25 protein-coding genes are annotated in these 25,322 nt (G+C 65.1%); 15 read left to right on the plus strand and 10 right to left on the minus strand.

Translation table 11 applies throughout. The features are described 5' to 3' along the window. The first annotated feature begins 2 nt into the window (after window positions 1-2). Both E4P29_RS01210 and E4P29_RS01215 read left to right on the plus strand, forming a co-directional pair. Entirely contained in the window at window positions 3-1,124 is a 1,122-nt protein-coding gene (locus E4P29_RS01210; protein WP_245154096.1) for a GGDEF domain-containing protein, read from the plus strand. 88 nt (window positions 1,125-1,212) lie between these two features. Beyond that, window positions 1,213-1,593, plus strand: a complete 381-nt coding sequence (locus E4P29_RS01215; protein WP_135041232.1) for a VOC family protein — start codon at window positions 1,213-1,215, stop codon at window positions 1,591-1,593. Here E4P29_RS01215 and E4P29_RS01220 read toward each other — a convergent pair. Both E4P29_RS01220 and E4P29_RS01225 read right to left on the minus strand, forming a co-directional pair. After that, window positions 1,590-2,861 carry an EAL domain-containing protein gene (locus E4P29_RS01220; protein WP_245154097.1) on the minus strand — a complete coding sequence of 424 codons (1,272 nt, stop codon included), beginning with the start codon at window positions 2,859-2,861 and terminating at the stop codon, window positions 1,590-1,592. The genes E4P29_RS01215 and E4P29_RS01220 overlap by 4 nt on opposite strands. A 105-nt stretch (window positions 2,862-2,966) precedes the next feature. Continuing rightward, window positions 2,967-4,295 carry a hypothetical protein gene (locus E4P29_RS01225; protein ID WP_245154098.1) on the minus strand — a complete coding sequence of 443 codons (1,329 nt, stop codon included), beginning with the start codon at window positions 4,293-4,295 and terminating at the stop codon, window positions 2,967-2,969. A 177-nt stretch (window positions 4,296-4,472) separates the two neighbouring features. Here E4P29_RS01225 and E4P29_RS01230 point away from each other — a divergent pair, with 177 nt between their 5' ends. From E4P29_RS01230 to menE, 5 genes are read left to right on the plus strand one after another with little or no spacing between them, the layout of a single operon-like run. After that, the gene (locus tag E4P29_RS01230; RefSeq protein ID WP_135041236.1) at window positions 4,473-5,645 is read left to right on the plus strand and encodes an inorganic phosphate transporter; all 1,173 of its coding nucleotides are present in this window, start codon (window positions 4,473-4,475) and stop codon (window positions 5,643-5,645) included. A 7-nt stretch (window positions 5,646-5,652) separates the two neighbouring features. Further along, window positions 5,653-5,940, plus strand: coding sequence for a hypothetical protein (locus tag E4P29_RS01235; RefSeq protein WP_027498305.1), 288 nt, complete (start codon window positions 5,653-5,655; stop codon window positions 5,938-5,940). 24 nt (window positions 5,941-5,964) lie between these two features. Then, a complete protein-coding gene (locus E4P29_RS01240) occupies window positions 5,965-6,294 on the plus strand; it encodes a DUF3349 domain-containing protein (RefSeq protein ID WP_135041238.1) in 330 nt (109 codons plus the stop codon). 4 nt (window positions 6,295-6,298) lie between these two features. After that, window positions 6,299-6,613, plus strand: a complete 315-nt coding sequence (locus tag E4P29_RS01245; protein WP_135041240.1) for a DUF3349 domain-containing protein — start codon at window positions 6,299-6,301, stop codon at window positions 6,611-6,613. 10 nt (window positions 6,614-6,623) lie between these two features. After that, window positions 6,624-7,760, plus strand: a complete 1,137-nt coding sequence (gene menE, locus E4P29_RS01250) for an o-succinylbenzoate--CoA ligase (RefSeq protein WP_135041242.1) — start codon at window positions 6,624-6,626, stop codon at window positions 7,758-7,760. Window positions 7,761-7,872: 112 nt separating this feature from the next. Here menE and E4P29_RS01255 read toward each other — a convergent pair whose 3' ends face one another. Both E4P29_RS01255 and E4P29_RS01260 read right to left on the minus strand, forming a co-directional pair. Beyond that, window positions 7,873-8,241: a nuclear transport factor 2 family protein gene (locus E4P29_RS01255; protein WP_135041244.1), complete on the minus strand. Its 369-nt coding sequence runs from the start codon at window positions 8,239-8,241 to the stop codon at window positions 7,873-7,875. A 132-nt stretch (window positions 8,242-8,373) separates the two neighbouring features. Then, window positions 8,374-10,050, minus strand: coding sequence for an alpha/beta hydrolase (locus E4P29_RS01260; protein ID WP_245154099.1), 1,677 nt, complete (start codon window positions 10,048-10,050; stop codon window positions 8,374-8,376). A 62-nt stretch (window positions 10,051-10,112) separates the two neighbouring features. Between E4P29_RS01260 and E4P29_RS01265 the strand changes: the two genes are divergently transcribed. The 3 genes from E4P29_RS01265 (at window position 10,113) to E4P29_RS01275 (ending at window position 12,738) form a co-directional block, all read left to right on the plus strand. Continuing rightward, window positions 10,113-10,892: a PIG-L family deacetylase gene (locus E4P29_RS01265; protein ID WP_135041246.1), complete on the plus strand. Its 780-nt coding sequence runs from the start codon at window positions 10,113-10,115 to the stop codon at window positions 10,890-10,892. A gap of 62 nt (window positions 10,893-10,954) precedes the next feature. Then, window positions 10,955-11,908: an ATP-binding cassette domain-containing protein gene (locus E4P29_RS01270; RefSeq protein WP_135041248.1), complete on the plus strand. Its 954-nt coding sequence runs from the start codon at window positions 10,955-10,957 to the stop codon at window positions 11,906-11,908. After that, entirely contained in the window at window positions 11,905-12,738 is an 834-nt protein-coding gene (locus E4P29_RS01275; protein ID WP_135041250.1) for an ABC transporter permease, read from the plus strand. Before E4P29_RS01270 ends, E4P29_RS01275 begins: the two co-directional genes overlap by 4 nt. Here the strand turns inward: E4P29_RS01275 and E4P29_RS01280 are convergent. Further along, window positions 12,735-16,004 (minus strand): BTAD domain-containing putative transcriptional regulator, encoded by a 3,270-nt coding sequence (locus E4P29_RS01280; protein WP_135041252.1) that lies wholly within the window; start codon window positions 16,002-16,004, stop codon window positions 12,735-12,737. The two genes, E4P29_RS01275 and E4P29_RS01280, sit on opposite strands and share 4 nt — an antisense overlap. Before the next feature lie 118 nt (window positions 16,005-16,122). On the opposite strand from E4P29_RS01280, the gene E4P29_RS01285 reads away from it, so the two are divergent. Together E4P29_RS01285 and E4P29_RS01290 are read left to right on the plus strand one after the other, a co-directional pair. Beyond that, window positions 16,123-17,373 (plus strand): Hsp70 family protein, encoded by a 1,251-nt coding sequence (locus E4P29_RS01285; protein ID WP_135041254.1) that lies wholly within the window; start codon window positions 16,123-16,125, stop codon window positions 17,371-17,373. A 47-nt stretch (window positions 17,374-17,420) separates the two neighbouring features. Beyond that, on the plus strand, window positions 17,421-18,290 hold the full coding sequence (locus E4P29_RS01290; RefSeq protein WP_135041256.1) for a 1,4-dihydroxy-2-naphthoate polyprenyltransferase: 870 nt from the start codon (window positions 17,421-17,423) through the stop codon (window positions 18,288-18,290). Here the strand turns inward: E4P29_RS01290 and E4P29_RS01295 are convergent. From E4P29_RS01295 to E4P29_RS01315, 5 genes are all read right to left on the minus strand, one after another. After that, window positions 18,287-18,667, minus strand: a complete 381-nt coding sequence (locus E4P29_RS01295; RefSeq protein ID WP_209205261.1) for a phage holin family protein — start codon at window positions 18,665-18,667, stop codon at window positions 18,287-18,289. The genes E4P29_RS01290 and E4P29_RS01295 overlap by 4 nt on opposite strands. Window positions 18,668-18,700: 33 nt before the next feature. Beyond that, window positions 18,701-19,204 (minus strand): Clp protease N-terminal domain-containing protein, encoded by a 504-nt coding sequence (locus tag E4P29_RS01300; RefSeq protein WP_135041261.1) that lies wholly within the window; start codon window positions 19,202-19,204, stop codon window positions 18,701-18,703. Between the two features lie 6 nt (window positions 19,205-19,210). Beyond that, window positions 19,211-19,426 (minus strand): hypothetical protein, encoded by a 216-nt coding sequence (locus tag E4P29_RS01305; RefSeq protein WP_032365231.1) that lies wholly within the window; start codon window positions 19,424-19,426, stop codon window positions 19,211-19,213. Between the two features lie 61 nt (window positions 19,427-19,487). Continuing rightward, on the minus strand, window positions 19,488-19,832 hold the full coding sequence (locus E4P29_RS01310; protein WP_245154100.1) for a nitroreductase/quinone reductase family protein: 345 nt from the start codon (window positions 19,830-19,832) through the stop codon (window positions 19,488-19,490). Between the two features lie 65 nt (window positions 19,833-19,897). Continuing rightward, window positions 19,898-20,398: a MarR family transcriptional regulator gene (locus tag E4P29_RS01315; RefSeq protein ID WP_135041263.1), complete on the minus strand. Its 501-nt coding sequence runs from the start codon at window positions 20,396-20,398 to the stop codon at window positions 19,898-19,900. Between the two features lie 74 nt (window positions 20,399-20,472). On the opposite strand from E4P29_RS01315, the gene E4P29_RS01320 reads away from it, so the two are divergent. The 3 genes from E4P29_RS01320 (at window position 20,473) to pepN (ending at window position 25,317) form a co-directional block, all read left to right on the plus strand. Further along, window positions 20,473-21,381 (plus strand): NAD(P)/FAD-dependent oxidoreductase, encoded by a 909-nt coding sequence (locus tag E4P29_RS01320; protein WP_135041265.1) that lies wholly within the window; start codon window positions 20,473-20,475, stop codon window positions 21,379-21,381. Between the two features lie 113 nt (window positions 21,382-21,494). After that, the gene (locus tag E4P29_RS01325) at window positions 21,495-22,832 is read left to right on the plus strand and encodes an HNH endonuclease signature motif containing protein (protein ID WP_135041267.1); all 1,338 of its coding nucleotides are present in this window, start codon (window positions 21,495-21,497) and stop codon (window positions 22,830-22,832) included. Window positions 22,833-22,857: 25 nt separating this feature from the next. Continuing rightward, window positions 22,858-25,317 carry an aminopeptidase N gene (gene pepN / locus E4P29_RS01330; RefSeq protein WP_135041269.1) on the plus strand — a complete coding sequence of 820 codons (2,460 nt, stop codon included), beginning with the start codon at window positions 22,858-22,860 and terminating at the stop codon, window positions 25,315-25,317. Window positions 25,318-25,322 lie beyond the last annotated feature (5 nt).

A 25,322-nucleotide genomic window follows, 5' to 3' on the forward strand; every position in this document is an offset into this window, starting at 1 on the left:
TCGTGACCCCGAACTCACATCACCGCGATCGCGGTACTGCCGCGGGTGCTCTGTGGGCCTGGTTCACGCAGCCGTACGACTACCGCTGGATGGCGGACTTCCAGAATTCGCGGCCCACCGGAAAGCTCATCCGATGGGTGATGGCGATCCTGACGCTGAACTACGGCGCTCTGGCGGTGGTGGCCCTCTTTTCCGACGGCACCTCGCGGAACGCTGCTGCGATCGGCTGGAAGGCATTCCTGGTCGTCATAGTGGTGGCGGTCGCGGCCGCGTGGATCGCCAAGCCGTTCCCGGGCCGTCTCGGGGTGTTGGCATTCGCGGTGTTCGCCGATCTGGGTACCGCGTCCTCGATCCTCGTCAACCCGATCGCCGACGCGATACTGACGTGCGCGCTGTTCGCCGTCATCGGCACGTTCTGCACGTTCTTCGTCAGTCCACGGTGGCTGGTGGCTCACCTGATCTTCTCGGTGGCGTGCACCGTCGCTGCCGCGGCGGCGACGTACCGCACCGGCGACGTGGACGTCGCATCGCTGATCTTCCGGACCGACGTGGTGTTGCTCGCGATCGCCGGCGTGCCGCTCACCTCGCACCTGTTGGTCACCGTGTTGACCGACGACGCCCGAAGTTCGTTGCTCGATCCGCTCACCGGGTTGCTCAATCGGCGCGGGCTCGAATCGGTGATCCACGATGTCTGGTTGCTCGGCCGCGAGGAGGATCGCTGCTCGGCCGTCGTGGTGGTGGACATCGACCGCTTCAAAGCCGTCAACGACGACTACGGGCACGAGGAGGGTGACGCCGTCATCGTTCGCGTCGCCGAGCGCCTGGGTGCACACATGGGTCGCTACGGCGTGATCGCGCGCACCGGCGGCGAGGAATACCTCGCCGTGGTCTCGACGTCGCGCCTGCACATCGATGCGTTGATCCACGGTGTTCGACGTGCACTGCGCGATCCCGATGACGGCGTCGCCGTGACGGTCAGTGTGGGAGCAGCCATCCTGCACGCGAATTCACCCCTGTGGGAGCAGAACGTCGACCTCGTGACGCGGGCGATGCGGGTGGCGGACTCGATGATGTACGAGGCCAAGGCAGCCGGCGGAAACCGAATCGTCACGACGGTGCTGTGATGCCACTGATCCGGGTCGTCCCGCAGGCTCCACTCTCGCTGTGACCATCCTGCGGCAGCGATGGTCGGTTGCGTGATATCCATGCGAGGTGGACATCCTCGCTGCACGTACCATCCTGCGCCCGGTCGACTACCGGACGACCCTCGAGTTCTATCGAGACGGCCTGTCCCTCGCGGTGTGCCGTGAATACCCCGGCGGCACGGTGCTGTTCGCAGGTCAAGGGCTGATCGAGATCGCAGCGCACGGCGGCACCGAGGAGCCGGGATCGTTCTCCGGGGCACTGTGGCTGCAGGTTCGCGACATCGATTCTGCCGCAGCAGAATTGGAGCAGGCCGGTATTTCCATCGTGCGACCGGCGACCACTGAACCGTGGGGGCTCATCGAGATGTGGATCGAGGATCCCGACGGAATCCCCATCGTGCTGGTACAGATTCCGCAGGACCACCCACTGCGCCGGGATACTCGCTAGCCACCCGAGACGGTTCGCAGTACCGCCGACGCCGATTGCGGCCTCGACCACAGATATCCCTGCGCCAGAGTGCATCCGAGATCGAGAGCGGCATCGGCCTGAGCTCGACTTTCGATCCCCTCGACGATCATCGTCAGCTCCAGATCCTTGGCGACCGACGCCAACGACTTGATCATCGCCCGTCCGGCCACGGTGTCGATGAACCGCGTCAGATGTCCGTCGATCTTGATGCCGTCCGGTTGCAACGTCACCAAGCGTTCGAGAGACGACCAGCCGGAGCCGAAGTCGTCGAGCAGGACGCGGAAACCCAGCCGGTGCACGTCGTCGATGTGCCTGCGCAGCAACGGCCCCGGCGTCACCGACGAGGTCTCGGTGAGTTCGAGCGAAATGGATTTCGGCGACACCTCGGACGACGCGATCGCGCGTTCGAGCTGGCCGACTCCGTCCGGATGCGCCAGGTGACGCCCGGAAATGTTGACGGTCAGCCGCAGGTCCGGTCGGTGTAGGTGCCACTTCTTCATCTCCGCGGCCGCCTGCGCGAGCACGCTCAGATCCACGTCGATGATCAGTTCACTCGCCTCGGCGAACGGCACGAAGTCCGCGGGCACCACCAGACCTCGAGTGGGATGGTGCCAGCGCGCCAATGCCTCGAAGCCGACGATCTCCTCTGTCCGTAGGTCCACGATCGACTGGAACCACGGGACGATGTGACCGTCGGCGAGGGAGTCGGCGATGTCGTTGTCGCTGCCGAGTCGGGTGGATCCCGAGCCGACCCGCCGATGCAGATCGAGCTGCTCCTCGAGGACCGACGCGAACTGTTCCAGCTCCTGCATCTGGTCGTCGGAGAGGGGCCTCGAGGTGCGGTCGAGCAAGCACAGAGTGCCGATCACCAGTCCTTCTCGTCCGCGAAGCGGAACCGAGGCGTAGGACTCGATGCCGTTCTCGTCGAGCAGCGCGCGTTGCCGGGTGGTGGCATCGACCCGGCCGTGGGCGACGACCGCAGGCACGCCCGTGCGCACCACGTCGTCGCACAGGGTGTCGGCCCGAACCACGGTGGACATCGGCGGACCACCGATGTTGACCAGTGTGTACTGGGTGTCCTCGTCCAACACGTTCAGCTGGGCGATGGCGAATCCGACACTGCGTGCCGCGAATTCGACGGTGGAGCGCAACGCGGGGGTGGTTGCTTCGAGATCGAGGTAGCGGCGAGCCGAGTCGCTCTGCCGCCGGGACTGGGAGCGTGCGGTGTCGTGCACCTCACCGTCCACCAGCATCTCCTCGCAGCCGACATCCGGACACGCTCTCGACCCGGGTGGAACCGAGTTTAACCGTGCGCGAACGGCAGACCGCAGGCAAACCCCATCTCGAGCTCGTCACAATGCCGGGAAGCGTGTGTGCAGGAGCCGATGACGCAACACAGCCGCGGCCACCCGTGCGCCTTCATCGGTTGCGACGCGGTTGTCGGCCGAACGGAACGCCCCGAGAGCGTCGAGTTCTGCGATCAACGTGTCCGCCAGAGTCTCGGCGTGCTCCGACTCCGGCTCCTCCCCTGCATGGGTCCATCCCTCCGCACGCAACAGTCGCGCCGAATCGTCGGCCGTCGCCTGCGCGTCGGCGATGTCGTTACCCAGGATCATCCGGGCCAGAAGAACCTCCGCAGCGATCGAGTCCGGGTGGTAGTCACTGCCGACGATCCCCCCGGTGAGCACGCGCCACAATCCGTCCGAGCTCAGCTGCCGGGTGCGCGTCGTTGGAACCAGCCTGCCTGCGGACCGACGCATCAACCGCAGTCGCATCACCAGACGCCGGAGAGCGAGAACCTTGTCGGTATCGAGTTCGCGTCCCACGAACTGCGGACGCTCGGCCACCGGAAAGACAGTGCGAGCGATCCGCGCCACCAGATCGTCCGGCAGATATCCGGCGTCGGTGAGCGTCACGCCGTCGCCGATGCACCCGATGACACTCTCGAGTCTGCGCACGCACCCGTACACCGGCTCGACCGCGTCGTGCAGCGCCTCACGCAACCCCAGGTAGAGCTCGGCTCGTGGAGCGCTGTAACTGCTCCACAGTTCGATGCGGTGGTCGAGAAGTTGTTCGAGCAGAACGTCGTCGGCGTCGTTCTTGCCCTGATCCGAGGTCAGCACCGCGTCGGTCACGCCGCGACGACGCGTCGCCCGCGCAGTGACTCCCAGCGGCCTGCCACCGGGCTTCGACGGCTCGAACTCACCGGCGATGGTCGCCACTTCCAGTGTCTCACCGATCTTTTCGACGATGGCCCGCTCGACACCGGTCGGAGCGTCCTGCCACGTCACCAACTCGGTGTCGACGGCTCCGATACCGGATTGCTCGGTGGCGGCGCGGTACTGCTGCAGCCAGATCGCGTCGTCGGTGGCACGCACGAGCTCTTCTGTCACGCCGCTACGTGCGATCTCCGCATACGCGACGCGCCCCAACCGTTCGAGCAGATCACCGAGCGCACGGGCGATGTCGACGGCCCGATCGGGGCCCTCGGCCGCGTGACGCAAGTAGACCCATAGAAATGTCTGTACGGAATGCTGTGTCGGACCCGCCGGCGGGGATACCCCGGCCAGTCCGTCCCACCCGAGCCGGGCGTCGGCGGCAAGAGCCGGATCGACGGAATCGAAGTACGACAGGGCGGCCGACACCGCGTCATCCATACCCGATCCCTTCACGTCGTCCACTGTTCCACAATGCTCCGGCTGGAGGAGACCAGCGCCGTGCGCTACGCCACAGGTGAACTGGACATATAAGGCAAAAAGGTGAACTTCAGGTGAACTGGAGACGACTTCGCGGCACCCAAGAAGAACACTTCGCAAGAAATTTCCGCGAATCGACGTTCATGTCCCACACTTTCCACCGTGAGCGCTGAATTTCTCGTACTTCTCGTGGTGGTCGTGACGGCACTGGCCTTCGACTTCACCAACGGTTTCCACGACACCGCCAACGCCATGGCGACGTCGATCGCAACGGGGGCATTGAAGCCCAAGGTCGCGGTCACCCTGTCTGCCGTCCTCAACCTGGTCGGCGCCTTCCTGTCCGTAGAGGTCGCAGCCACCGTCGCAAAGGGGATCGTCAACCTCGGCGACACCGGCGGCCAGGCCCTGCTGACCATCATCTTCGCCGGCCTCGTCGGCGGCATCCTGTGGAACCTCGCCACCTGGCTGCTCGGCATCCCGTCGAGCAGCTCGCACGCGCTGTTCGGTGGCCTCATCGGTGCCACCATGGCGGGCCTGGGAACCAGCGGCGTGGTGTGGGACGGGGTGTGGAGCAAGATCGTGCTGCCCGCCGTGCTCGCCCCCATCGTCGCCGGCCTCGTCGCCACCGTCGGCACCTGGATCATCTACCGCATCACCAACGCAGTTCCCGAGAAGTCCAAGGAGCGCGGATTCCGCTGGGGCCAGATCGGTTCGGCCTCACTCGTCTCGCTCGCCCACGGCACCAACGACGCCCAGAAGACGATGGGCGTGATCTTTCTGGCGCTCGTCGCCTACGGCACCGTCTCACCCGACGCCGAGATGCCCCTGTGGGTCAAGGTCACCTGTGCCCTCGCCATCGCACTAGGCACCTACCTCGGCGGTTGGCGCGTCATCCGCACCCTCGGCAAGGGCCTGGTGGAGATCGCATCTCCGCAAGGCATGGCAGCCGAGTCCTCCTCTGCTGCAATCATTCTGACGTCGAGCCACCTCGGGCTCCCGCTCTCGACCACACAGGTTGCGACCGGCTCGATCCTCGGATCGGGACTCGGAAAGCCCGGCGCCGCCGTGCGCTGGAACGTCGCAGGCCGCATGGCCGTCGCCTGGGTCATCACCTTGCCGCTCGCCGGCGTGGTCGGCGCTGCGTGCTGGCTGCTCGCACACACGATCGGCGGTCTGCCCGGCATCCTCGTGGTCTTCGCCATCCTCGTCGGCCTGGCCACCGTCATGTACATCCGCTCGCGCCGCGAACCCGTCGATCCGGACAACGTGAACGCCGAATGGGACGGCGGACTCGTTCCTGCCGCCGCCGAAGCCGACTCCCCCGCGAAGGTCTGAACACATCATGGAAACCCTCAAGCACACGCTCGATTCGCTCTGGCAGGTCGTTCTCGTCGGCCTCCTGCTCGGTGCCGGACTGCCCGCGATCTTCGCCTTCGGACTCAAGGCCCTGTCCGTCGGTGAGCCCTCGGACGAGGCCACTGCCTCAGGCACCACACGCGTGGCCCGGCCGGCAGTCGCCACTGCCGCGGCCGTCCTCTGTTTCGCAGTGGTCGTCGTCGCGATCGTGGCCGGAATTCTCTTCATCATGAAGAACTTCCTCGACAGCACATTCGGCATCTCCGTCTTCTGACACCTGAAAAGGGGTGTAGCTCTCATGACCGAATCCACCAAGACCGCATTTCCGGCCTCGGTGCTCGAATGGCTCCGAGCCGGATACCCCGAGGGCGTTCCGCCCAAGGATCGATTCCCGCTCGTCGCCCTTCTGCGCCGCGCCGCACTCACCGACGCTCAGGTGCAGGAGATAGTTCTCGAACTCGTCTCTCCCGCCAACGGCGCACTCGACGACGGTGCAATTTCGACCGACGAGATCGCGACGTACATCCGCGACCAGATCGACGCCGAGCCGACGGCCGAGGACATCTCCCGAGTCTCGGCGCGACTGGCCGCCGGTGGCTGGCCGCTCGCGGATCCGGGTGCCCTGTAAGACCATGGCGGTCCCGTCGTTCCTCCACTCGATCGTCGAGTGGCTCCGCGGCGGGTATCCCGACGGGGTACCCGAAGCGGATTACGTCCCCCTCCTTGCTCTTCTGAATCGGCGACTGTCCGACGACGAAGTGCAGTCGGTGATGGATGCCCTCATCGCCGACGGCCAGCTGCCTGCCGACAAGGCAGGAATTTCCGTCACCATCACCAAGGTCACCAACGAGATGCCCCGAGAAGAAGACGTCAATCGGGTGCGCGCGAACCTCGCCGCCGGTGGCTGGCCTCTGGCCGACCCGTTCACGATCCGGCGCAAGGACTAATCTCGGCGGTGTGCTCGAGAGCGTTCCCATTCCAGCAGGCTCGGCCGCGGCAGACATTCTGCCGCGGCTGAGTTGCATTCTGGCCGGCGACGGCCCGGCCATCCTCCCCGTTCCCGCCGACGATCCACGCGAGATCCGTCGCCTGCACGACGCGTTGGCCCCCGGAACCCCCATCGACGACGACGTCGCATTGGTCGTCGCGACATCGGGGACGACGGGAGTTCCCAAGGGTGCCATGCTGTCTGCGTCCGCGCTGGTCGCGTCGGCGACGGCCACCGAGGAGCGTCTCGGCGGCCCCGGCTCGTGGCTGCTGGCTCTGCCCGCACACCACATCGCCGGGATGCAGGTGTTGCTGCGCAGTGCGCTCGCGGGAACGTCGCCGGTGATCATGGATGTATCTGCCGGCTTCGACCCGGTTGCCCTGATCGACGCCGTGGGACTGATGTCGGGGCCGCTGCGCTACACCTCCCTGGTGCCCGGCCAGTTGGTCAAAGCACTGGAGAATCCCGAGGCCACTGCCGCACTGGCATCGCTGGACGCCGTGCTGCTCGGTGGAGCTGCGACGCCGATTCCGTTGCGCGAGAATGCTGTTGCCGCAGGCATTCGACTGGTGCGCACCTACGGCATGAGCGAAACTGCGGGCGGCTGCGTGTACGACGGGGTTCCGTTGCACAGCACCGTCGTACGGATCGACGACGGACGAGTGGTCCTGGGCGGGCGGACTCTGGCCTCGGGCTATCGCGGATTGCCCGATCACCCGGCGTTCGCCGAGCCGGGCTGGTTCCGCACCGACGATGCCGGCACAATGATCGACGGGGTGCTGAGCATCACCGGCCGACTCGACGAGGCCATCTCGACCGGTGGCCTGACCGTCGTACCGCAGGTGGTCGAAGCCGCGCTGGCAACGCATCCCGCTGTCCGAGAATGCGCTGTCGTCGGATTGCCGGACGAGCGCCTCGGCCAGAAAGTGGTGGTCGCAGTAGTTGCATCGGTGCCGGTGACGTTGGCGGAGTTGCGCTCTCACGTCGAGCAGTCACTCGACATCACAGCTGCACCGCGGGAGCTGTTCCTGGTCGACGCACTGCCGACCCGAGGCCCGGGAAAACTCGATCGAGCAGAATTGCGGGCGGTGCTCGGGAAGCGCTGAGCGGGCCGCCGCTCGGCTCGTTCGGGTGCAAACGCGAGCGCGTTTGTCAGGTGCGCGCGAGATAGTCGGCGAACCCGCGCGCGTTCGGCAAACGCGAGCGCGTTTGCGGCGGTCAGTTCAGCGGCGTGCCTTGATGGTGTATCAATTCCCATCCCGATGTCGTGCGTCGCCACAGCGAGGTTCGACGCGCTCGCTTGCCCGATGTTTGCGAAATCCAGTGCACAAGAACAAAATCGGCACTGATTGCTCGCCCACTCAGTTCGAGCACCTCGATCTCGACTGAATCTTCGGTGCCGAGTAGGTCGAGGATCGACGCCTTGTCCCACACCGCGCCCGAGGCTCCCACTTCGGTGAAGTCCTCGGCGAGCAGGTCGGTCAGCCGCTTTGTGTCGCATCGACAGTGCGCGGTCTGCAGCTCGCGCTCGAGCTCGAGAACTGTCGACAGGTCGGTGCCTGAACAGGGCTCATCGTTGGGCGACATGAGTCACTGTCTCACGCACAAACGCGCGCGCATTCGCCAGGTGCGCGCGAAATAGATGGCGCAGAGGCAGCGAACCCGTGCGCGCCTGACGAACGCGCGCGCGTTTGCGCCTCGATCAGGGTCCAGGTCAGCTCAACCCGCCATTTTCTCGTACAGTCGCTCCACGTCTGCGTCGGACCATCCGGGCGGCTCGAGGATGTCGGCCCACATGCGCACCGCGTCGGCTCCATAGCTGTGGCCGTGCCCGTCGTCGACGTCGGTGGAGAACACCTGGTCGAAGGTCAACTGCCAGAACGTCACGAACGGAAACCACTGCACTCCCGGGTCGACGTCGGTGCCGCGGGGTTCCCGTAACCAGTCGGGCTTGCCGAGGATCAGATCGGGTGACCACCACTCGATGGGGTCGGAGGCGTGCTGCCAGTACACGATTCGGGGCTCTTCCCACGGTCCGCCGATATCGAGGTCACCGGAAGCCCCAGCGGAACGGACGTGTTCGCCGCCGTCGATCACAGGCAGGATCTCGCGGGAACCGGCGTCGCGTCCACCGGTGATGCGGGCCCACTGAGGAGTGAAGTTCGGGTTGCCAACCCACAGGGCACCGTCGATACGCGCGATCATGTCCTGCGCACCGCTGAACGCATCCTGGCCACCGTAGGCGCCGAGACTCTCGCCGAACAGCACCAACTTGGGTCGCGAGTCCTCCGGGAGTTCGCTCCACACCGCGTAGATCGCCTCGAACAGCGCACGACCGGCATCCTGCGGGGTCTGACGATCGGCCAGAAACGCCATAGGACTCGGCAGGAACGAGTACTGCATCGACGCAATCGCCGAATTACCGTCGTACAGATACTCGAGAGGCCCGGCCACGGATTCGTTGACCCATCCGCGTCCGGTAGTGGTCGCGACACCGAGCACGGCCCGGGAGAACGCACCCGTGCGTTCGAGCTCCGCGACCACCCGGTCTGCGACGCCCTCTACGGTGTCGGCCGACTCGACTCCGGCGTACACCCGGATCGGTTGCACCGCAGGCCTTCCGGTGAAGTCGCCGATCTCGTCGGGCGATGCCCCGGAGACCACGAAGCGTCGCCCCTCCTGGCCCAACGAATCCCATTCTTCGTTCGACGCATCGGACCCCGAAAGTTCTTCTGCACCAGGCTTTTCCACACCCTCGTGGTTGCCGCGGTCGGCGGTCGACGCCGACTTCTCCGCAACGGCCACTATGCCCCGGATCAGGGCACCGTTGACGGCGAACACCACCAGCAGTGCAACGACGATCACGCTGGCGATCCGCGCCACCGGCTTCGGAACGTACTGCTTACCCCATCGCGTCAGTGCCCGGGTCGCTCTGCGCAGCAGGCGGCCCAGAGCAAGCACCGCCACCGCTACCACCACCGAGAGCACCAGCACCGCGAGGTAGAGCGGCCGGCCTGGGTCTTCCACGCCGACGAGCTTGCGCACGATCTGCTGCCACCACGATCCGAGGATCAGGAACAGCGGAATCACCACCATCGCAGCCACGACCAACGCCCACCACCCACGTCGACGCCACCGGTCCGACCAGTCCGGTGCCACCCCGCAGAGCCTGACCACCCAGGCGATCAGGCACCCCACGCCGTACCCGATCGCAACACTGATTCCGGTGGCCACAGCCTGCAGGTACCACACGCGGGGCAGCAGAGACGGAGTCATCGACAGCGTGAAGAACACCAGAGCGAAGAACGAACCGACGGGATGCAGTGAGCGGCAGTACCGATCCGCCCGCGAATCCTGCCAGTACGAACGTATCGAGGCAGACCGCTGTGTGGTCACCCGCCAATCGTAAATGGCCGCCGACTGGGTCGTACCCACTACGACGTGCAAGCATTCACAGCATGAGTGTTCTGGTCTGCTTCCACGCGCATCCCGACGACGAAGTGTTCGGGACCGGCGGCGTCATGCGGCTCGCGTCCGACGCCGGCCACCGCGTCGTCCTGGTGACGGCCACCGACGGTGCCGTCGGCGAATATCCCGCCGGCATCCTCGCCGACGGCGAGACGTTGGCCGAGCGCCGACACATCGAACTCGATCGGTCGGCTGCCGTCCTGGGCGTCGCGCGCGTCGTCCGCTTGCACTATGCCGATTCCGGGATGGCCGGCACGCCGGAGAACGGCAACCCGGAGGCGTTCTGCAACGTCGACGTCGACACCGCGGCGCAGCGATTGGCGGACATCCTCAGCGAGGAGCACGCCGACGTCGTCACCATCTACGACCCGAACGGTGGATACGGCCACCCCGACCATATTCAGGTGCACGTCGTCGGCAAGCGCGCGGCCGAGATCGCCGAGACCCCGTACGTGTACGAGACGACCACCAACCGTGACCACATGCGCAGGTTGATGGAAGCCAATCCCCACTGGGGCGAAGAGGCGTCACCACCGGACATGGAGACGTTCGGGTTGCCCGAAACCGAGATCACCACGGTCGTCGACGTGTCGAGCGTGATCGCGGCGAAGCGGGCTGCGATGGAAGCGCACGAGACTCAGGTCGGCGATTTCGGACCGTTTCTCGCAATGCCCATCGAGCAACTGACCACTGCGTTCGGCCTCGAATGGTTCCGCAAACTGAGGGGCACCGGCGGCGTCGGCCTGACGGAGACCTCACTCCCGCTCTGACACGACAGCCGACGCAAGCGTGACGTACGCGTCGTGCAAGCGGCCGGGGCGATTCTTGCCCCATGACAACTCCAGCCATCGAGGCCGAGAACCTCGTCAAGACATTCGGTAAGCAACGCGCGGTCGACGGCGTCAGTCTGACCGTTACCACCGGGGCCGTGTACGGCGTACTCGGCCCCAACGGGGCAGGCAAGACCACGACGGTACGCATGCTCGCCACCCTGCTCCGACCCGACGGCGGCTCTGCCCGCATCTTCGGTCACGACGTCGTCGCCGACGCCACCGCGGTCCGATCGTTGGTCGGCGTGACAGGCCAGTACGCGTCGGTCGACGAGGACCTCACCGCCACCGAGAATCTCGTCGTGTTCTCGCGTCTACTCGGGCTCGGCAGACGCGAGAGCAAAGCCAAAGCCGTTGCGCTGCTCGAAGAATTCGGCTTGACCGACGCCGCGTCGAGACCGTTGAAAATGTTCTCCGGCGGTATGCGTCGTCGACTCGATCTCGCCGCGAGCCTGATCTCGGCTCCGCCACTACTGTTCCTGGACGAGCCGACCACCGGCCTCGATCCCCGGACCCGTGCTCAGATGTGGGACACCATCCGTCGTCTCGTCGCCGAAGGGTCGACGGTCCTGCTCACCACGCAATATCTCGACGAGGCCGACCAACTGTGCGATCGCATCGCAGTCATCGACCACGGCCGCGTCATCGCCGACGACACTGCCGACGGGCTGAAGTCCTCGGTCGGAACGTCGTCGCTGGCACTGACGCTCACCGACCGCAGCCAGATAGACGATGCCCGAGCGATCGTCGCTCGGCAACTCGGTGTCGAGGTCACCGTGAGCCCCGAGGCAGCACGGCTCACCGCCCCGATGACCGAGACCTCGACCACGCCGGACATCCTGATTCGGTTGCGCGACTTCGGTATCGACGTCAGCGAGATCACAGTCACCAAACCCAGCCTGGACGAGGTCTTCCTGACCCTGACCGGCAAGAGTGCAGACGAGGACGCAGCATGACCATCACCGTTACCCACGACGCCCCGACGACCATCGACCCCGCGGACCGACACGTCCCGAAGTACATAGGTCCCGCCCGAACGGCCGCACAGTCGGTCACGATGGGTTACCGCGGACTGCTCAAGCTCCGGCACAATCCCGAACAGCTCACCGACGTGGTGCTGTTACCCGTCATCTTCACATTGATGTTCAGCTACATCTTCGGCGGTGCCGTCGCCGGCGACGTCACGTCGTATCTTCCGATGATCGTCCCGGGCATTCTCGTTCAGACGGTCATCACCGGCTCGGTCGTCACCGGTACTCAGCTACGAGAAGACATGGACAAAGGCGTCTTCGACCGGTTCAGATCGCTGCCGATCGCTCGAATAGCCCCACTCGCAGGGGCATTGATGGCCGACGTCGTCCGCTACCTCATTGCCGCAGTCGTCACCTTTCTCACCGGCTTCGCGATGGGATACCACCCGGCAGGCGGAGTACTGGGTCTCGCGGGAGCGATCCTGCTCGTCATGGTCTGCGCATGGGCCATCAGCTGGATCTTCGCACTCCTGGGCACCCTGATGAGCAAAGCCTCGTCCGTACAGGGCATTTCGATGATGGTGCTGTTCCCCCTGACGTTCCTGTCGAACGCCTTCGTCGACACCTCGACGATGCCGAGCTGGCTCCGGTCGTTCGCGAACATCAACCCCGTCTCGCACCTGGTGACAGCGGTGCGCGAGCTGGCCAACAACGGACACGTCGGCATCCACGTCGTCTGGTCACTCATCGGTGCCGCGGTCATCGTCGCCGTCTTCGCCCCACTGACCGTCAGGTCCTACATGCGCAAGGCCTAGCGAAGCGAAAGCAACCTCAGAATCTCCTGCAGTGCAGCATGTCTGGTCATCCCAGCAGCCCGGGCAATACCGGAATCGACCGCACGGTCGCCGGTGATCGCCCGGGCTGCGGTCACGTGCCGATCGATCCGCATCGACGGAAAGTCCTGTCGCCCCACCGCTCGGTTCGACGCCGCCAACAACTGCAGACCCAGCTCTCGGTCACCACAGTGCACCTCGAAAGAACCCACCGCGCAGGCGACGGCACCGAGCATCGGAATATCGTAGAAACCGCCTGGCATCAGCTTGTTCCACGGTGTGCGCAGCAGCTGCTCCACCGCACCGCGCACATCCTCGGCGCGTCGGTGCAACACATGTGCGCCCACGGCTGCACACACCAGGATCGACATGAACGGATCGGTCGGATCGTCCGACGGCCACCCACCCATCGCCAGCGCCTCACGAAACAGCGTCAACCCCTGCTCGATCGAACCGTCCTCCAGATCCGCGGCGGCTCGCGCCGCAGTCAAGGACGCCGATGTGGACCTCTGCTGGGCTCGATCCCATCGAGCACCGACACCGTCGCCGTCACGCTCCGTGGTCTCTGCACCCCCATCGACGAACCACTCCGGTTGCCCTGTGGGCGAGGACAATTCGTCGATCAGCGGCCGCGCCTCGGCAACCCGTCCCGCGCCGATCAAGGCCATCGCAAGGAAGGTTCGGGTCTGCACGCTCTCCTCGTACGCGTGCATCTCCCACATCACATCGGCGGCCGTCCGGTAGTACTCGGCCGCGCGAACGTGGTCACCGGACAGACCGTACGAGCTCGCCAACGTCTGCGAGGTCGACCCGACAGCCCACAGGTCGCCGCGCCGCCGAGCGATACTCAGTGCGCGCTCGCCGTCCCTGATCGACTCGAACAACCGACCCGAGTTCTGCGCGAGCATGGACCGAACCACGTACGCGTTACACCGCACATCCTCGTGTTCGGATCGACTGGCGAGGGCCAGCTTTCGGGCCAGCCCGCGGCCGCCCGTGTGATGGATCACCACCTCGCAATCGAACCGCAACCCCGGTGCCATTCCCGGCCTGGTGCGCAGGAGATGCCGTAAGTAGACCCGCATTCTCGCCACCTGGCGCAGGTTCCCGCCGTAGGCGAAGTGCGCCGCCAACACCAGCAGGCACATCGCGGCATTGTCGTCGGGTGTACCGGCGAGGCCGCGGCGCATACTGTCCTGCACCCGGCCGGCCCAGTTCAGCACCTCCGCGTGCGCGCCGCGCATGGCCCAGAAGTAGCCCAACACCGAGAACAGTGTGCACACATTGTCCGAATCATCATGCGCGAACGAATGTCTCATCACCGACAACAAGTTGTCGTGCTCGGCCTCCAACACCAGAACCATCTCGGCCGGTCGCCCAGCAGAGTAACCAGCCGACACCCGAACCGCGACGGCCTCGGACCACGAACGCACCCGTGCAGCAACCTCGGCCGCTTCCCCACTGACGTCGAGCTGCTCCTCACCGTACTCACGAACCGTCTCGAGCATGTGATAGCGGATTCCCAATTGCGTTTCGACAACGGTGAGCATGGACTGATCGACCAAACCGTCGACTGCAGCCGAAACATCCTCGACGTCGGCCCATTCCGCGACCAGACGCGCGGCCTCGAGATCGAAACCCGCCGGAAAGCGACACAGGCGTCGCAGCGCCGCCTGCTCGGTGGGATCGAGCAGATTCCAACTCCAGTCGATCACCGCGTGCAGGGTCCGGTGTCGTTCGGGTCTGGTCCGATCGACCGAACGAAGCAGCGTGAAGCGCCGGTCCAATCTGGCGGCGATGTCCTCCACCGTCATCGATTTGACCCGCGCCGCAGCCAACTCGATCGCCAGCGGCAGCCCGTCCAACGACCTGCACAACCGGGCGACCGCCTCGAGGTCGAGCGTCACAGAAGGGCGAACCGCACGCGCCCGGAGGCAGAACAGTTCCGTGGCAGGCGAATTCGGTCCGGCCGCACCGAGAGGCGGCAGCGGATACACCGATTCCGACGTCGACCCGATCGGAGAACGGGAGGTCGTCAACACCGTCACCGCATCGGTGGCCGAAACCAGGTTGTCCACCACCGCCGCAACCTCGTCGATCACGTGCTCGCAATTGTCGAGAACGAGCAGACCGGGCCGAGCCGAGAACGCGTCGACCAGACGTTCCTGGATCGAATGGATCCGAGCGACCTGCAACCCTCCCACCAGATAGTCGGCCTCGGCCAGACCGAGAGTCGCAGCCACGGCCGATGCCACGTCCTCTCCGCTACGGAGCGAAGCCAACTCGACGAACGCCACCGGCATTCTCGCTGCGGCCCGACGCCCGAGCGCGTGCGCGATCCGCGTCTTTCCCGCCCCACCGGGCCCGAGCACGGTCGTCACGCGTGAGCCGGCCAGGAGGTGTTCGATCGCGACGAGATCGTCGTCTCGACCGATGAGGGCATTGGGTGCGGCGCGCAATCCGCTGGTGTGCAACACCTTCGGAGTCGCGTCCATCTGTCGGAGAATGTCGGCGTTCACAGCGGTCGTCGCGGGCGACGGATCGGTTCCCAACCGCTGTGACAGTTCGGTTCGCAGCGACGAGAACACCGTCAGCGCGTCGTTCGATCTACCTGCGCCGTGCAGAGCCCGCATGAGCTCGACGGCAGCGCGCTCGTCCGCTGGATCGGCCGCGACCCGAGCTTTCGCGAGCGGGATCACCTCGCCGAATCGTCGCAGGCCGAGCAGCGCTGCTGTCCGCAGGGATGTCAGGGCAGCCTCCACCGCGTCGGCCTCGACGCGAACGGCTTCCGGCGGCTCGCCGCGCCACAGGCCCAGTGCCTCGGTGACAGCGTCGAGGGCCTCCTGACAGTGCCCGTCGTCGAGCATGTTGCCCGCTGCCCGGGCCTGGGCCTGCGCACAGCCGAGGTCGGTGTCCTCGGCACCGAGGAGCAACCGATAACCCCCGGGGCCGCCTGCCAATGCACCGTCGGGCAACACCGACCGCAACCGAGAGATCTGCGTCTGCAACGCATTCTTCGGAGATCGAGGGGGTTCGTCGGGCCACACGTCGTCGATGAGGGCCTGCGGTGATCGCGCCCGCCCCGGATGCAGCGCCAGAGACACGAGCAGGGACTGCGCTCGCGCACCGGGAACAGGCACCGAACGGCCGTCGACCGTCGCGGTGACCACGCCGAGAAGCCCCACCACCGGTCTGCCGGTCGTGGGGTCCGTCGTGTGGGGGTCGGAGATGTCACTGCGCACTGACATCAGATCGTAGGCCGCCCGTCGAGCACCCTCGACCTGACCTTCGGATTGTTTTGGACCTCTAATCAAACCTCGAGACGGTACAGTATCCACGTCGCCGTACAGGAGAGGCCGGGTGGAGATGCGTTCGTCGGTAGGTGTGTCCCTGGGAACGTGCGGCATCCGCACGTCTCGGACGACCGAAGACGGCACCTGGACAGACGCCGCTCCCTTCGAAGACTGGCAGCTCTCCCCCTCCCCTCAGGACGTCGCGCGCGTCGTTCGCGGAATCGTCGACCGCCCGGATGCGCCGCAATCGTTGGGCGTTGCATACCGGACCGCCGACGAACGTGATCGCATCACGAACGCTCTGGCCGAGGAATACGTCTCGGACGTACATCTGATCGACGAGACCGACGCTGCCCTCGAGTACCTACGTCCCGGCCTGGCCAGTCAGCACCGCACCATCGCCCTGTTCGACGCAGGCGAAACCGGTGTCGACATAGACATTGTCGACGTCGAGTCCGGCCGTTCCTACGGCTCGACTCGTACGACAGCGATCAGTGGGGCATCGTTCGACGCGGTGGTTCGGGAACACATACTGGGCCTCGGCATCGTGCGAGAGCCGCACACACACGACGAGGACACTGCTCTGACGGCATTCTGCCGCGGCATCAAAGAGGCACTGTCCACGCACGAGACCACCAGCACACCCGACGGCGAACACATTCTCCTCGAGCGCCACATCTTCGAGCTGTCGATCGCCCGGTTCACCGAACAGGCGGCCACCACGGTCCGCCAACTGGGGCTCGAAGCCGAGTTCTATCCCGACGCCGTCATCGCCATCGGCGGAACGAGCAACGTTCCTCTGGTCCGCACGACACTCGAACGGTTTCTGCAACTTCCGATCATCGTTCCCGAGCAACCGGAACTCGTCGTTGCAGGTGGGGCGGCCGTCCACGCTGCGCGCGTCGACGTCGACCGCATCGCGCCGGTCGTCTCGCACCGTCCGGCGCTGGCGCGGCTCGGACTGATCGCGCTCCCGATAGTGGGCGTCATCGCCGCCGTCGGACTGTTCTCGGGCCTGAGTTCCGAGAACGAAGACCAACCGCTGAGCACCCCGGCCAGCGTGGGCGAGGGCATCCGGCAGACCACGACACCGCCGGCTGCACGAACCACCACCGCGACACCGTCGCCGACCCCGGACGTCCCGGCCCCGCCGCCGACGTCCGCTGCACCACCTCCGGCCGCCGACAGCACGCCGTACGTGCAGTATCAACCGCACTACAACCCGCCGCCGCCGGCACCGGCTCCGACGGTGCCGCTTCCGCAGATCCCCGGTGTCCAGATGCCCGTCATCCCGCTGCCGGTACTGCCGCGTCTGCCGTTCTGACCGGCCGCGTCCACATCCTCCCGGCAGATACGGAAAGATCGTCGCTCATGGCCACCACAGCACAATGGATCGAAGGGGCGCGACCCCGGACGCTCCCCAACGCTATCGCCCCCGTCCTCGTCGGCACCGGTGCAGCCGTGTCCCTGGACGCAAGCGTGTGGTGGAAGGCTCTACTGGCACTGATCGTCTCGTTGGCGCTGATCGTGGGCGTCAACTTCGCCAACGACTACTCCGACGGAATCCGCGGCACGGACGACGACCGAGTCGGCCCACTTCGGCTCGTCGGCTCCAAGGCCGCCTCGGCAGGAGCCGTCAAACGGGCAGCCATCGGCTGCTTCGCGGTCGGTGCCGTCGCAGGTCTCGTCCTGGCGGCCACGAGCGCTTGGTGGTTGGTGATCGTCGGCCTGATCTGCATAGCCGGTGCCTGGTACTACACCGGTGGCTCGAAGCCCTACGGCTACAGCGGATTCGGCGAGATTGCCGTGTTCGTGTTCTTCGGACTCGTCGCCGTGCTCGGCACCCAGTACGTGCAGGCCGAGCAGATCGACTGGGCGGGGGTATTGGCCGCGGTAGCCGTCGGATCCTTCTCCAGTGCGGTACTCGTCGCGAACAACCTCCGGGACATCCCTACCGATACCGAGTCCGGAAAACGAACGCTCGCAGTGCGATTGGGCGATACCCGCACGCGCTATCTACACCTGGCACTGTTGGTCGTCCCGTTCGCCATGACCGTCGCGCTGACCGCCCGAACCCCGTGGGCCCTGGTTGCCCTGCTCGCACTACCTCTCGCTGCGCGCGCCAACTCGCCGGTTCGCGGCGGTGCTCACGGCTTCGAGTTGATTCCTGCATTGCGTGATTCGGGACTGGCGATGCTCGTCTGGGGTGCCGGCACGGGTGTGGCGCTGGCGTTCGCCTAACGCCTCTCGGGCACGAATGCGCCGAGCAGAAAGTTCACGATCGAGATGATGATCGCGCCCCAGAACGCGGCAGCGAAACCGACGATCTCGAGGCCGTAACCGGTCTGCGACGACAGCCACCCCGTCAACATCAGCATCAACGCGTTGATCACGAGAGTGAACAGCCCGAGGGTGAGAATCAGCAGCGGCAGTGACAGCAGCTTCACCATCGGCCTGATGAACGCGTTGACGATCGTCAACACGGCCGCAATACCGAGCAGGACCACGATGTCCCACCCGTCACCGCGGCCCGAGCTGGTCACGGTGATGCCGTCCACGAATTCCTTCGCAACCCAGATGGCGACGGCATTGATCACGAGCCGAATCAAAAAGTTCATGGCGCCCATCGTAGAGTTCGGGCCCGCTCGGAGCTAAGACGTGCGAACCAGCAGGACGGCGTCGCGCAGATCGTCCAGGCTGCCCCGAACACTCACGAGCTCGGTGAACGATGGATCGGCACCTGCGATCACACCGAGAAGCATGTGCTCGACGCCGATCTCCCTGTCCCGCAATCGGACGGCCTCCTTCAAGGCCAGCTTCAGCGCTTCCTTGGCCGACGGCGCGAACGGCAGGTGAGAATCGTTCGAATGGTCGACGTCGCCGAACCCCACCGCAGTCTCGACGGTGTCGATCACTTCGTTAAGGTCGATGCCGATGGACCGTAGGGCCCGGGCGTCCCTCGACAGCACGTCCTCGAGCGCGTTGTCGAGGGTGAACCCCGCCTCGGCCAGCGCAGACCCGAGCGGTTCGTCGGCCTTGTCGAGCGCACCGAGGAACAGATGGATGGGTTCGATCCGCTCCGAGTGCAACACCCGGGCGTGCAGCCGGGCACTGACGACGACCGCCCTGGCCTGTGTGGTGAATCGCTCGAACATGGTTGTCTACCTTCCCTTTCCGCCGTGCTTCTTGTGAACGGCCTGCCTGCTGACACCCAGCGAATCCGCTATCGCCTGCCACGCCCATCCCTGATTCCGTGCGTTGCGAACCTGGACGGCTTCCAGACGTTCGAGCAGACGGCGAAGTGCGGCTACGGCACGCAACCCCTCCCCCGGATCGGAACTGGCGGCCGCGGCGGCCAATGCAGTGGCTTCTGTCATGCATGTCAATGTAGGTTGACAGAAAGGGGGTTGTCAACCTTTGTTGACACACTTCGGCCGGTCAGCGATCCAAGGCGATATCGACAGAGACCCGCCCACGGTCGTCACGGGTCGCCGTCGCAAGGCCGGAGTACTGGACACCGCCGAGGTCGACGTCGACACGACCGCCGCCGTCCACGAAATTTCGCCACCAGTTCTTCTTGTCCGGCATCGCCACCCTGACCTTCAGGTGCTCGCCCTTCCGACTGATCGCAAGCGGCAATGAGATCCTCTTGCCGGACTTCCGGCCGGTGTAGGTCAAAATGCCCATCGAACGTCCGAGCACCCTGTCGAGAACCGGAGCCTTCATCACGACCATGAAGGCCTTGTTGAACACTGCCGCCGACTTCTGAAATGTATTCATCATGTCCGCCTAAGGAATCGCCCCGCACGTGTCGGCGAGCGTAGCCGTGACACAGGCCGACGGGAACGTCATTGCGACGACAGACCGGACTCCATCGACTCGGCGAGCGTGGTCAGGGCCTCGAGAACACGGGTTCGACGTGCACCCAACGCATCGAACAATCGTCCGTGCGCTTCGAGCTCTCGGGGAAATACATCATCCACGATGCGCCTCCCCTGCTCGGTCAGGGTGATCGACGCAGACCGTCGATCTTCGACGCTGGGCACTCGCTGCAGAAAGCCGCGACGTTCGAGCTTTCCGAGCGTCTTGCTCACACCTGCGCGGGTCATGCCGAGCAGCTCCGCCAACCGCGCTGCCGTCACAGGTTCGATCGCGTACCGCAGGGGCACCATCAATTCCACCTCGGCGACGGATACATCGGCCGCGGCGTATATCGGTTCGACGGCCACGTCGAGCAGCGCGACGATGCGCTTGATCTCGGCCACTACCTGCATCGGCGAGGTGTCCAGCTCCGGATTGAGCTCGGCCCACCGTGCACAGGTCAGCTCACGAAGCGAGGCATCGGTCATCGGCACCACCAATATTGTTAACTAGTTGACAGTTCTGCTACGTTCACAACATATCCCACCACCGAGGAGACATCTTGACGTACGACACCGTGGTAATCGGTGGCGGCCCCGCCGGACTCAGTGCCGCGACACTTCTGGCCCGCGCCCGCCGAAAGGTGATCGTCGTCGACGCCGAAGAGCCGCGCAACGCGCGTGCCGAACATGTTCACAACTTCCTCTCGCGCGATGGTTCCGCACCAGAAGAATTGCGTCGGGCTGGACGTCGCGAAGTCCTGCGCTACGGCGGAGAGTTTCTGCTTGGCAACGTAACTCGAATCGAGGTTGGCTTCGAGCTCCACCTCGACGATGACACAGTCCTCGGTTCGCGCTCGGTTCTGGTAGCGACCGGGCTGCGGGACGAGCTACCCGACATCCCCGGAGTACGAGAGCAGTGGGGTTCGGGGGTATTGCACTGCCCGTACTGTCACGGCTACGAGGTCCGGGGCCAGCCCATTGCCGTCGTCGGCGGCTCCAACCGACCGTTCACGATTCACCAGGCGTCGCTGATCCGCCAATGGTCGGACGACGTCGTCTTCTTCACCAACGGCATCGAACTGAGTGACGACGAACGTCTCCGACTCGACGCCCGATCGGTCCGAATCGTCGACGTACCGGTTGCCCGAATCGTTGTGCAGGACGGTCGCGTCACAGGCATCCAGCTGTCCGACGGGATGGTCCATCCTCGAACAGTCGTGTTCGTCGGCCCGACGTTCGTTCCGAACGATATTCTCCTGATGCCGATGGGGTGCACGCGTCTCGAAAACGGATGGATCGCCACGGACCCGACCGGGCTCACCAGCGTCGAGGGCCTGTGGGCTGCGGGGAACGTCTCGGATTCGCCCGCCCAGCTGATCAATTCGGCGGCAGCAGGATCGAAGGCTGCAATCGCCATCAATCACTACCTACTCGAACTCGATGTGAACCGCGCGGTCGGCGCGATCTGAGGCCTGTCACCAGGGCCGTCGAACTTGTCGGTGCCTCGCCTTACAATGTTGCCCAACGGGTCGAATACGCGTTCGATCCACCGTCGCTGGGGGGTGACATGGGGCTACAAAAAGTGGCGTGGGCGACTGAGCATCACTCTGCGCTTGCCGACGTTCTGGGCGCGCGACGGACGATCAACGCTGCCGTCGCCTCGGAGCTCGCTTTCATGGACGAGTACGTCCGCAGTCGAACGGCCGGCACATCTCCGTGGGGCACCGGGGTGACCGAGAAGGATATGTACAGCTCGGCGATCTGCGAAGTGGCAGCCGCACTGTCGTCCACCTTTGCCGCCATCGACAACAAGCTGCAGATGTGGCGTCAACTGCGCCCTCTCGTGCGTCAGGGTTTCGTCGACGGTGTGCTCGACCTCGAGCGAGTCAGGACAATTCACGATCATCTGCTTCAGGCCCGGCCGGAGACGGTCGTCGTCCTGGAGGTCGAAATTCTCAAGGCCGCCCAAGAGATGGCACCGGGTGCTCTGGGCCGCGAAATCGATCGACTACTCACCGAGGCCGACGCCGACTGGGACCGCGCGGTACGCAAACGTGCCGCACGTACCGAGAAGCGAATCCGCCTTCGTCGCCGGGCACGAGGACTGTCCAGCCTGACCACATTGATGACCGACGGCGAGGCCGACGAACAACTTTCGCGGATCGACGCCGAGGTCACCCGCCTGCACCCGGAAGATCCGCGTTCGGACGACCAACGACGGGGCGATGCTCAGACAGCACTCATGCGCGGGGAGACACTGTTGTGCGAGTGCGCGACGTGCCAGGTTGTTCGTGAAGACGGTACCGATCCGGCCCCGGAGAACCCCGCCCACGGTGACTCAACTACGGAGACATCCGGGCCAACCGACACGATCTCCGATACAACCCGTGGAACATCCACCGACAGTTCGGGTCTCATACCGCTGGAGCGCGAACTCCCGACGAGCCGGCCACCGGACGCACCTCCGGCCGATACAACCGAACCCGCTACCGCGACGCCGTCCCGGCCGGGTGGAGGCACATTGATCGAACGGTGGCGTGCCATCGTCGGAGACGACCCCATCGGCGTCCATGCCTTGTACCCCGACGGCCATGGGGGCATGAAGATCCCGCCGCCAGGCGCGCTGAGCTATACGCCCGGTCGAGCTCTCGCGGCGAAGGTTCGAGCCGAGAACCCGTACTGCCTGCATCCTGGCTGCAACGTGCCCTCGGAACGATGCGACCTCGACCACATCGTCGAATTCGACCGACACCGCCCCGAGAAGGGCGGCTGGACCATTCTCACGAACATCGGTCCGCGCTGTCGGCTCCACCACAACCTCAAAACGCGCAAACTCTGGCGCACCGAACTACTCCCGGAAGGAGTGCTACATATCGTCGATCCACTCGGAAATCACTACTTCACCCCACCCTCCCGGTGAAAAACCATCGCCTAGGGTTGGTTCGGTGAGCACCGCGAATCTGACCCGGACCGAAACTCGCAGGCGATCGCGCCACATAGACGGGGTGAAGTATCACGTCGATCTGAATCTCCTGCACGCCGAGGACACAGAGGTCGACACCTTCGAGACGGTGACGACCATCGAGTTCGGTGCGACCACGGCCGCGACATGGGTCGATTTCATCGGTGCCGCCGTGGACGAGATCACCGTCAACGGCACCGACGCGCAGGTCGACTACGACGGCGCTCGCATTCAGCTGGTCGGACTCACCGAGCACAACGTCGTTCGGATACGCGCGCGCGGGCGGTACAGCAGGTCGGGTGAAGGACTTCACCGCTTTGTCGACCCCGTCGACGACAACGTCTATCTGTACACCCAGTACGAACCTGCCGACGCTCGACGGGTGTTCGCGAATTTCGAGCAACCCGACCTGAAGGCCTCGTTCACGCTGAGGGTCACAGCACCCCCGGCATGGACGGTCCTGTCCAACCGCGCGGGAGTCACCGACGGCACAGTCACCACGTTCGCCCCGACGCTGCCCATATCGACGTACATCACCGCGGTTGCGGCCGGGCCGTACCACGGCGTCGAATCGTCCTGGACTCGAGGCGATCTGACTGTCCCGCTCGGCGCGTACTGCCGCGCATCCCTCGCCGAGTATTTCGACGCCGAGGACATCTTCGACATCACCGAGCGTGGCCTCGACTTCTTCCACGACAAGTTCGACTATCCGTACCCGTTCGGGAAGTACGACCAGATCTTCGTCCCCGAATACAACCTCGGTGCGATGGAGAACCCTGGGCTCGTCACGTTCACCGAATCGTACGTATTCCGTTCCGCGGCAACCGAAGCCCAGTACGAGGCTCGGGCTAACACGATTCTGCACGAGATGGCGCACATGTGGTTCGGCGACCTCGTCACGATGCAATGGTGGGACGATCTGTGGCTCAAGGAGTCGTTCGCCGACTACATGGGTGCGTACGCGTCGGCCGAGGCAACCCGGTTCACCGATGCCTGGGTCAGTTTCGCGAACCGACGGAAGGCGTGGGCCTATCTGCAGGACCAGCTTCCCACTACTCACCCGATCGTCGCCGACATCACCGATCTCGAGGCAGCCAAGCTCAACTTCGACGGCATCACCTACGCCAAGGGCGCGAGCGTGCTCAAGCAGTTGGGGGCGTTCGTCGGTGCCGACGCCTTTTTCGCTGCGTCCCGCAACTACTTTCGTACGCATGCCTTCGGTAATACAACCCTGACGGATCTCCTGAGCGAGATGTCCACCGCCAGCGGGCGAGACCTCGACACCTGGGCGGGCGCGTGGCTGCAGACCACCGGCGTGTCGACACTGACTTACACCGGCGACGCCGTCGAACAGACGGATCCGCGTCCGCACCGCATCGCGGTCGGGCTCTACGATCCGGACGAGGAAGGGAACCTGACGAGAACCCACCGCTACGAACTCGACATCACCGACTCGCGAACGCCCGTCGACTTTCCCGATTCTGCGCTGGTTCTGCTCAACGACGACGATCTGACCTACGCCAAGATCCGATTCGACGAGCGCTCCACCGCCACCGTGCGGACCTCCCTCGATCGCATCGTCGATCCCCTTGCACGAGGGCTGGTGTGGTCGGCACTGTGGAACTCCACCCGGGACGCCGAGCTCTCTGCGATCGAATACCTGGACATCGCAACCAGATTCGCGCCGACCGAACCCAAGATCGGGTTGCTCTCCGCAGTCACGGCCAACGTGGCGTACACACTCGCGCACTACCTCCCCGAAGACCGACGGGACGAGCCAACCCGGCATTGGTTGGAAGCGTCGTGGCGGCAGCTGCAGTCGAGCGAACCCGGAAGCGACGCGCAGTTGGTGTGGGCGCGGGCGGTCGCATCGGCTGCGCAACTCGATGACTTCCTGGCCGACGATCTACGCTCCTTGCTCGATGGCACCGCGACCATTGCCGGGCTGAGACTGGACCCCGATCAGCGCTGGGCATTCTGGCTGGCACTCGCCGCCACCGGACACGCAACTATCGCAGAGCTCGACACCGAACTCGCCTCGGACGACACACTTTCGGGGCGCACTGCCCACACCGCGGCGTCTACGGCGATCCCTGACGCCACAGTCAAAGCGAGCGCGTGGACTTTCATCACCGAGCGCGACGACGTGTCCAACGATGTTCTCGACGCCTTCATCACCGGGTTCGGGGCGGGCCACCGACCGGACCTCACTCAACCGTACGAAGACCGGTACTTCGAGTCCATCTCCTCGTTGTGGACCTCACGCAGCATCGAGATCGCACGGCGAATAGTGGTTCGCCTCTTTCCTCAGCAATCGTCGACCGACAGCGCAGACGCGTGGCTCGCCGAGCACGAGTGGGCACCGGCTGCGTTGCGGCGCTTGGTGATCGAGCAGAAAGACCACCTGGCCCGAAGTTTGCGCGTGCAGGCTCGGCTAGGGTGACGACC

Origin of the sequence: Rhodococcus sp. 1R11 (assembly GCF_004563845.1) — a bacterium.
Classification (GTDB): Bacteria; Actinomycetota; Actinomycetes; order Mycobacteriales; family Mycobacteriaceae; genus Rhodococcoides.

What these genes read in the sequence shown, in the direction of transcription:
- E4P29_RS01235 (WP_027498305.1), top strand. Translation starts at nt 5,653, where the DNA reads ATGGAAACCCTCAAGCACACGCTCGATTCGCTCTGGCAGGTCGTTCTC.
- E4P29_RS01240 (WP_135041238.1), top strand. Translation starts at nt 5,965, where the DNA reads ATGACCGAATCCACCAAGACCGCATTTCCGGCCTCGGTGCTCGAATGG.
- E4P29_RS01245 (WP_135041240.1), top strand. Translation starts at nt 6,299, where the DNA reads ATGGCGGTCCCGTCGTTCCTCCACTCGATCGTCGAGTGGCTCCGCGGC.
- E4P29_RS01255 (WP_135041244.1), bottom strand. Translation starts at nt 8,241, where the DNA reads ATGTCGCCCAACGATGAGCCCTGTTCAGGCACCGACCTGTCGACAGTT.
- E4P29_RS01265 (WP_135041246.1), top strand. Translation starts at nt 10,113, where the DNA reads ATGAGTGTTCTGGTCTGCTTCCACGCGCATCCCGACGACGAAGTGTTC.
- E4P29_RS01270 (WP_135041248.1), top strand. Translation starts at nt 10,955, where the DNA reads ATGACAACTCCAGCCATCGAGGCCGAGAACCTCGTCAAGACATTCGGT.
- E4P29_RS01275 (WP_135041250.1), top strand. Translation starts at nt 11,905, where the DNA reads ATGACCATCACCGTTACCCACGACGCCCCGACGACCATCGACCCCGCG.
- E4P29_RS01280 (WP_135041252.1), bottom strand. Translation starts at nt 16,004, where the DNA reads ATGTCAGTGCGCAGTGACATCTCCGACCCCCACACGACGGACCCCACG.
- E4P29_RS01285 (WP_135041254.1), top strand. Translation starts at nt 16,123, where the DNA reads ATGCGTTCGTCGGTAGGTGTGTCCCTGGGAACGTGCGGCATCCGCACG.
- E4P29_RS01290 (WP_135041256.1), top strand. Translation starts at nt 17,421, where the DNA reads ATGGCCACCACAGCACAATGGATCGAAGGGGCGCGACCCCGGACGCTC.
- E4P29_RS01295 (WP_209205261.1), bottom strand. Translation starts at nt 18,667, where the DNA reads ATGAACTTTTTGATTCGGCTCGTGATCAATGCCGTCGCCATCTGGGTT.
- E4P29_RS01300 (WP_135041261.1), bottom strand. Translation starts at nt 19,204, where the DNA reads ATGTTCGAGCGATTCACCACACAGGCCAGGGCGGTCGTCGTCAGTGCC.
- E4P29_RS01305 (WP_032365231.1), bottom strand. Translation starts at nt 19,426, where the DNA reads ATGACAGAAGCCACTGCATTGGCCGCCGCGGCCGCCAGTTCCGATCCG.
- E4P29_RS01310 (WP_245154100.1), bottom strand. Translation starts at nt 19,832, where the DNA reads ATGATGAATACATTTCAGAAGTCGGCGGCAGTGTTCAACAAGGCCTTC.
- E4P29_RS01315 (WP_135041263.1), bottom strand. Translation starts at nt 20,398, where the DNA reads ATGACCGATGCCTCGCTTCGTGAGCTGACCTGTGCACGGTGGGCCGAG.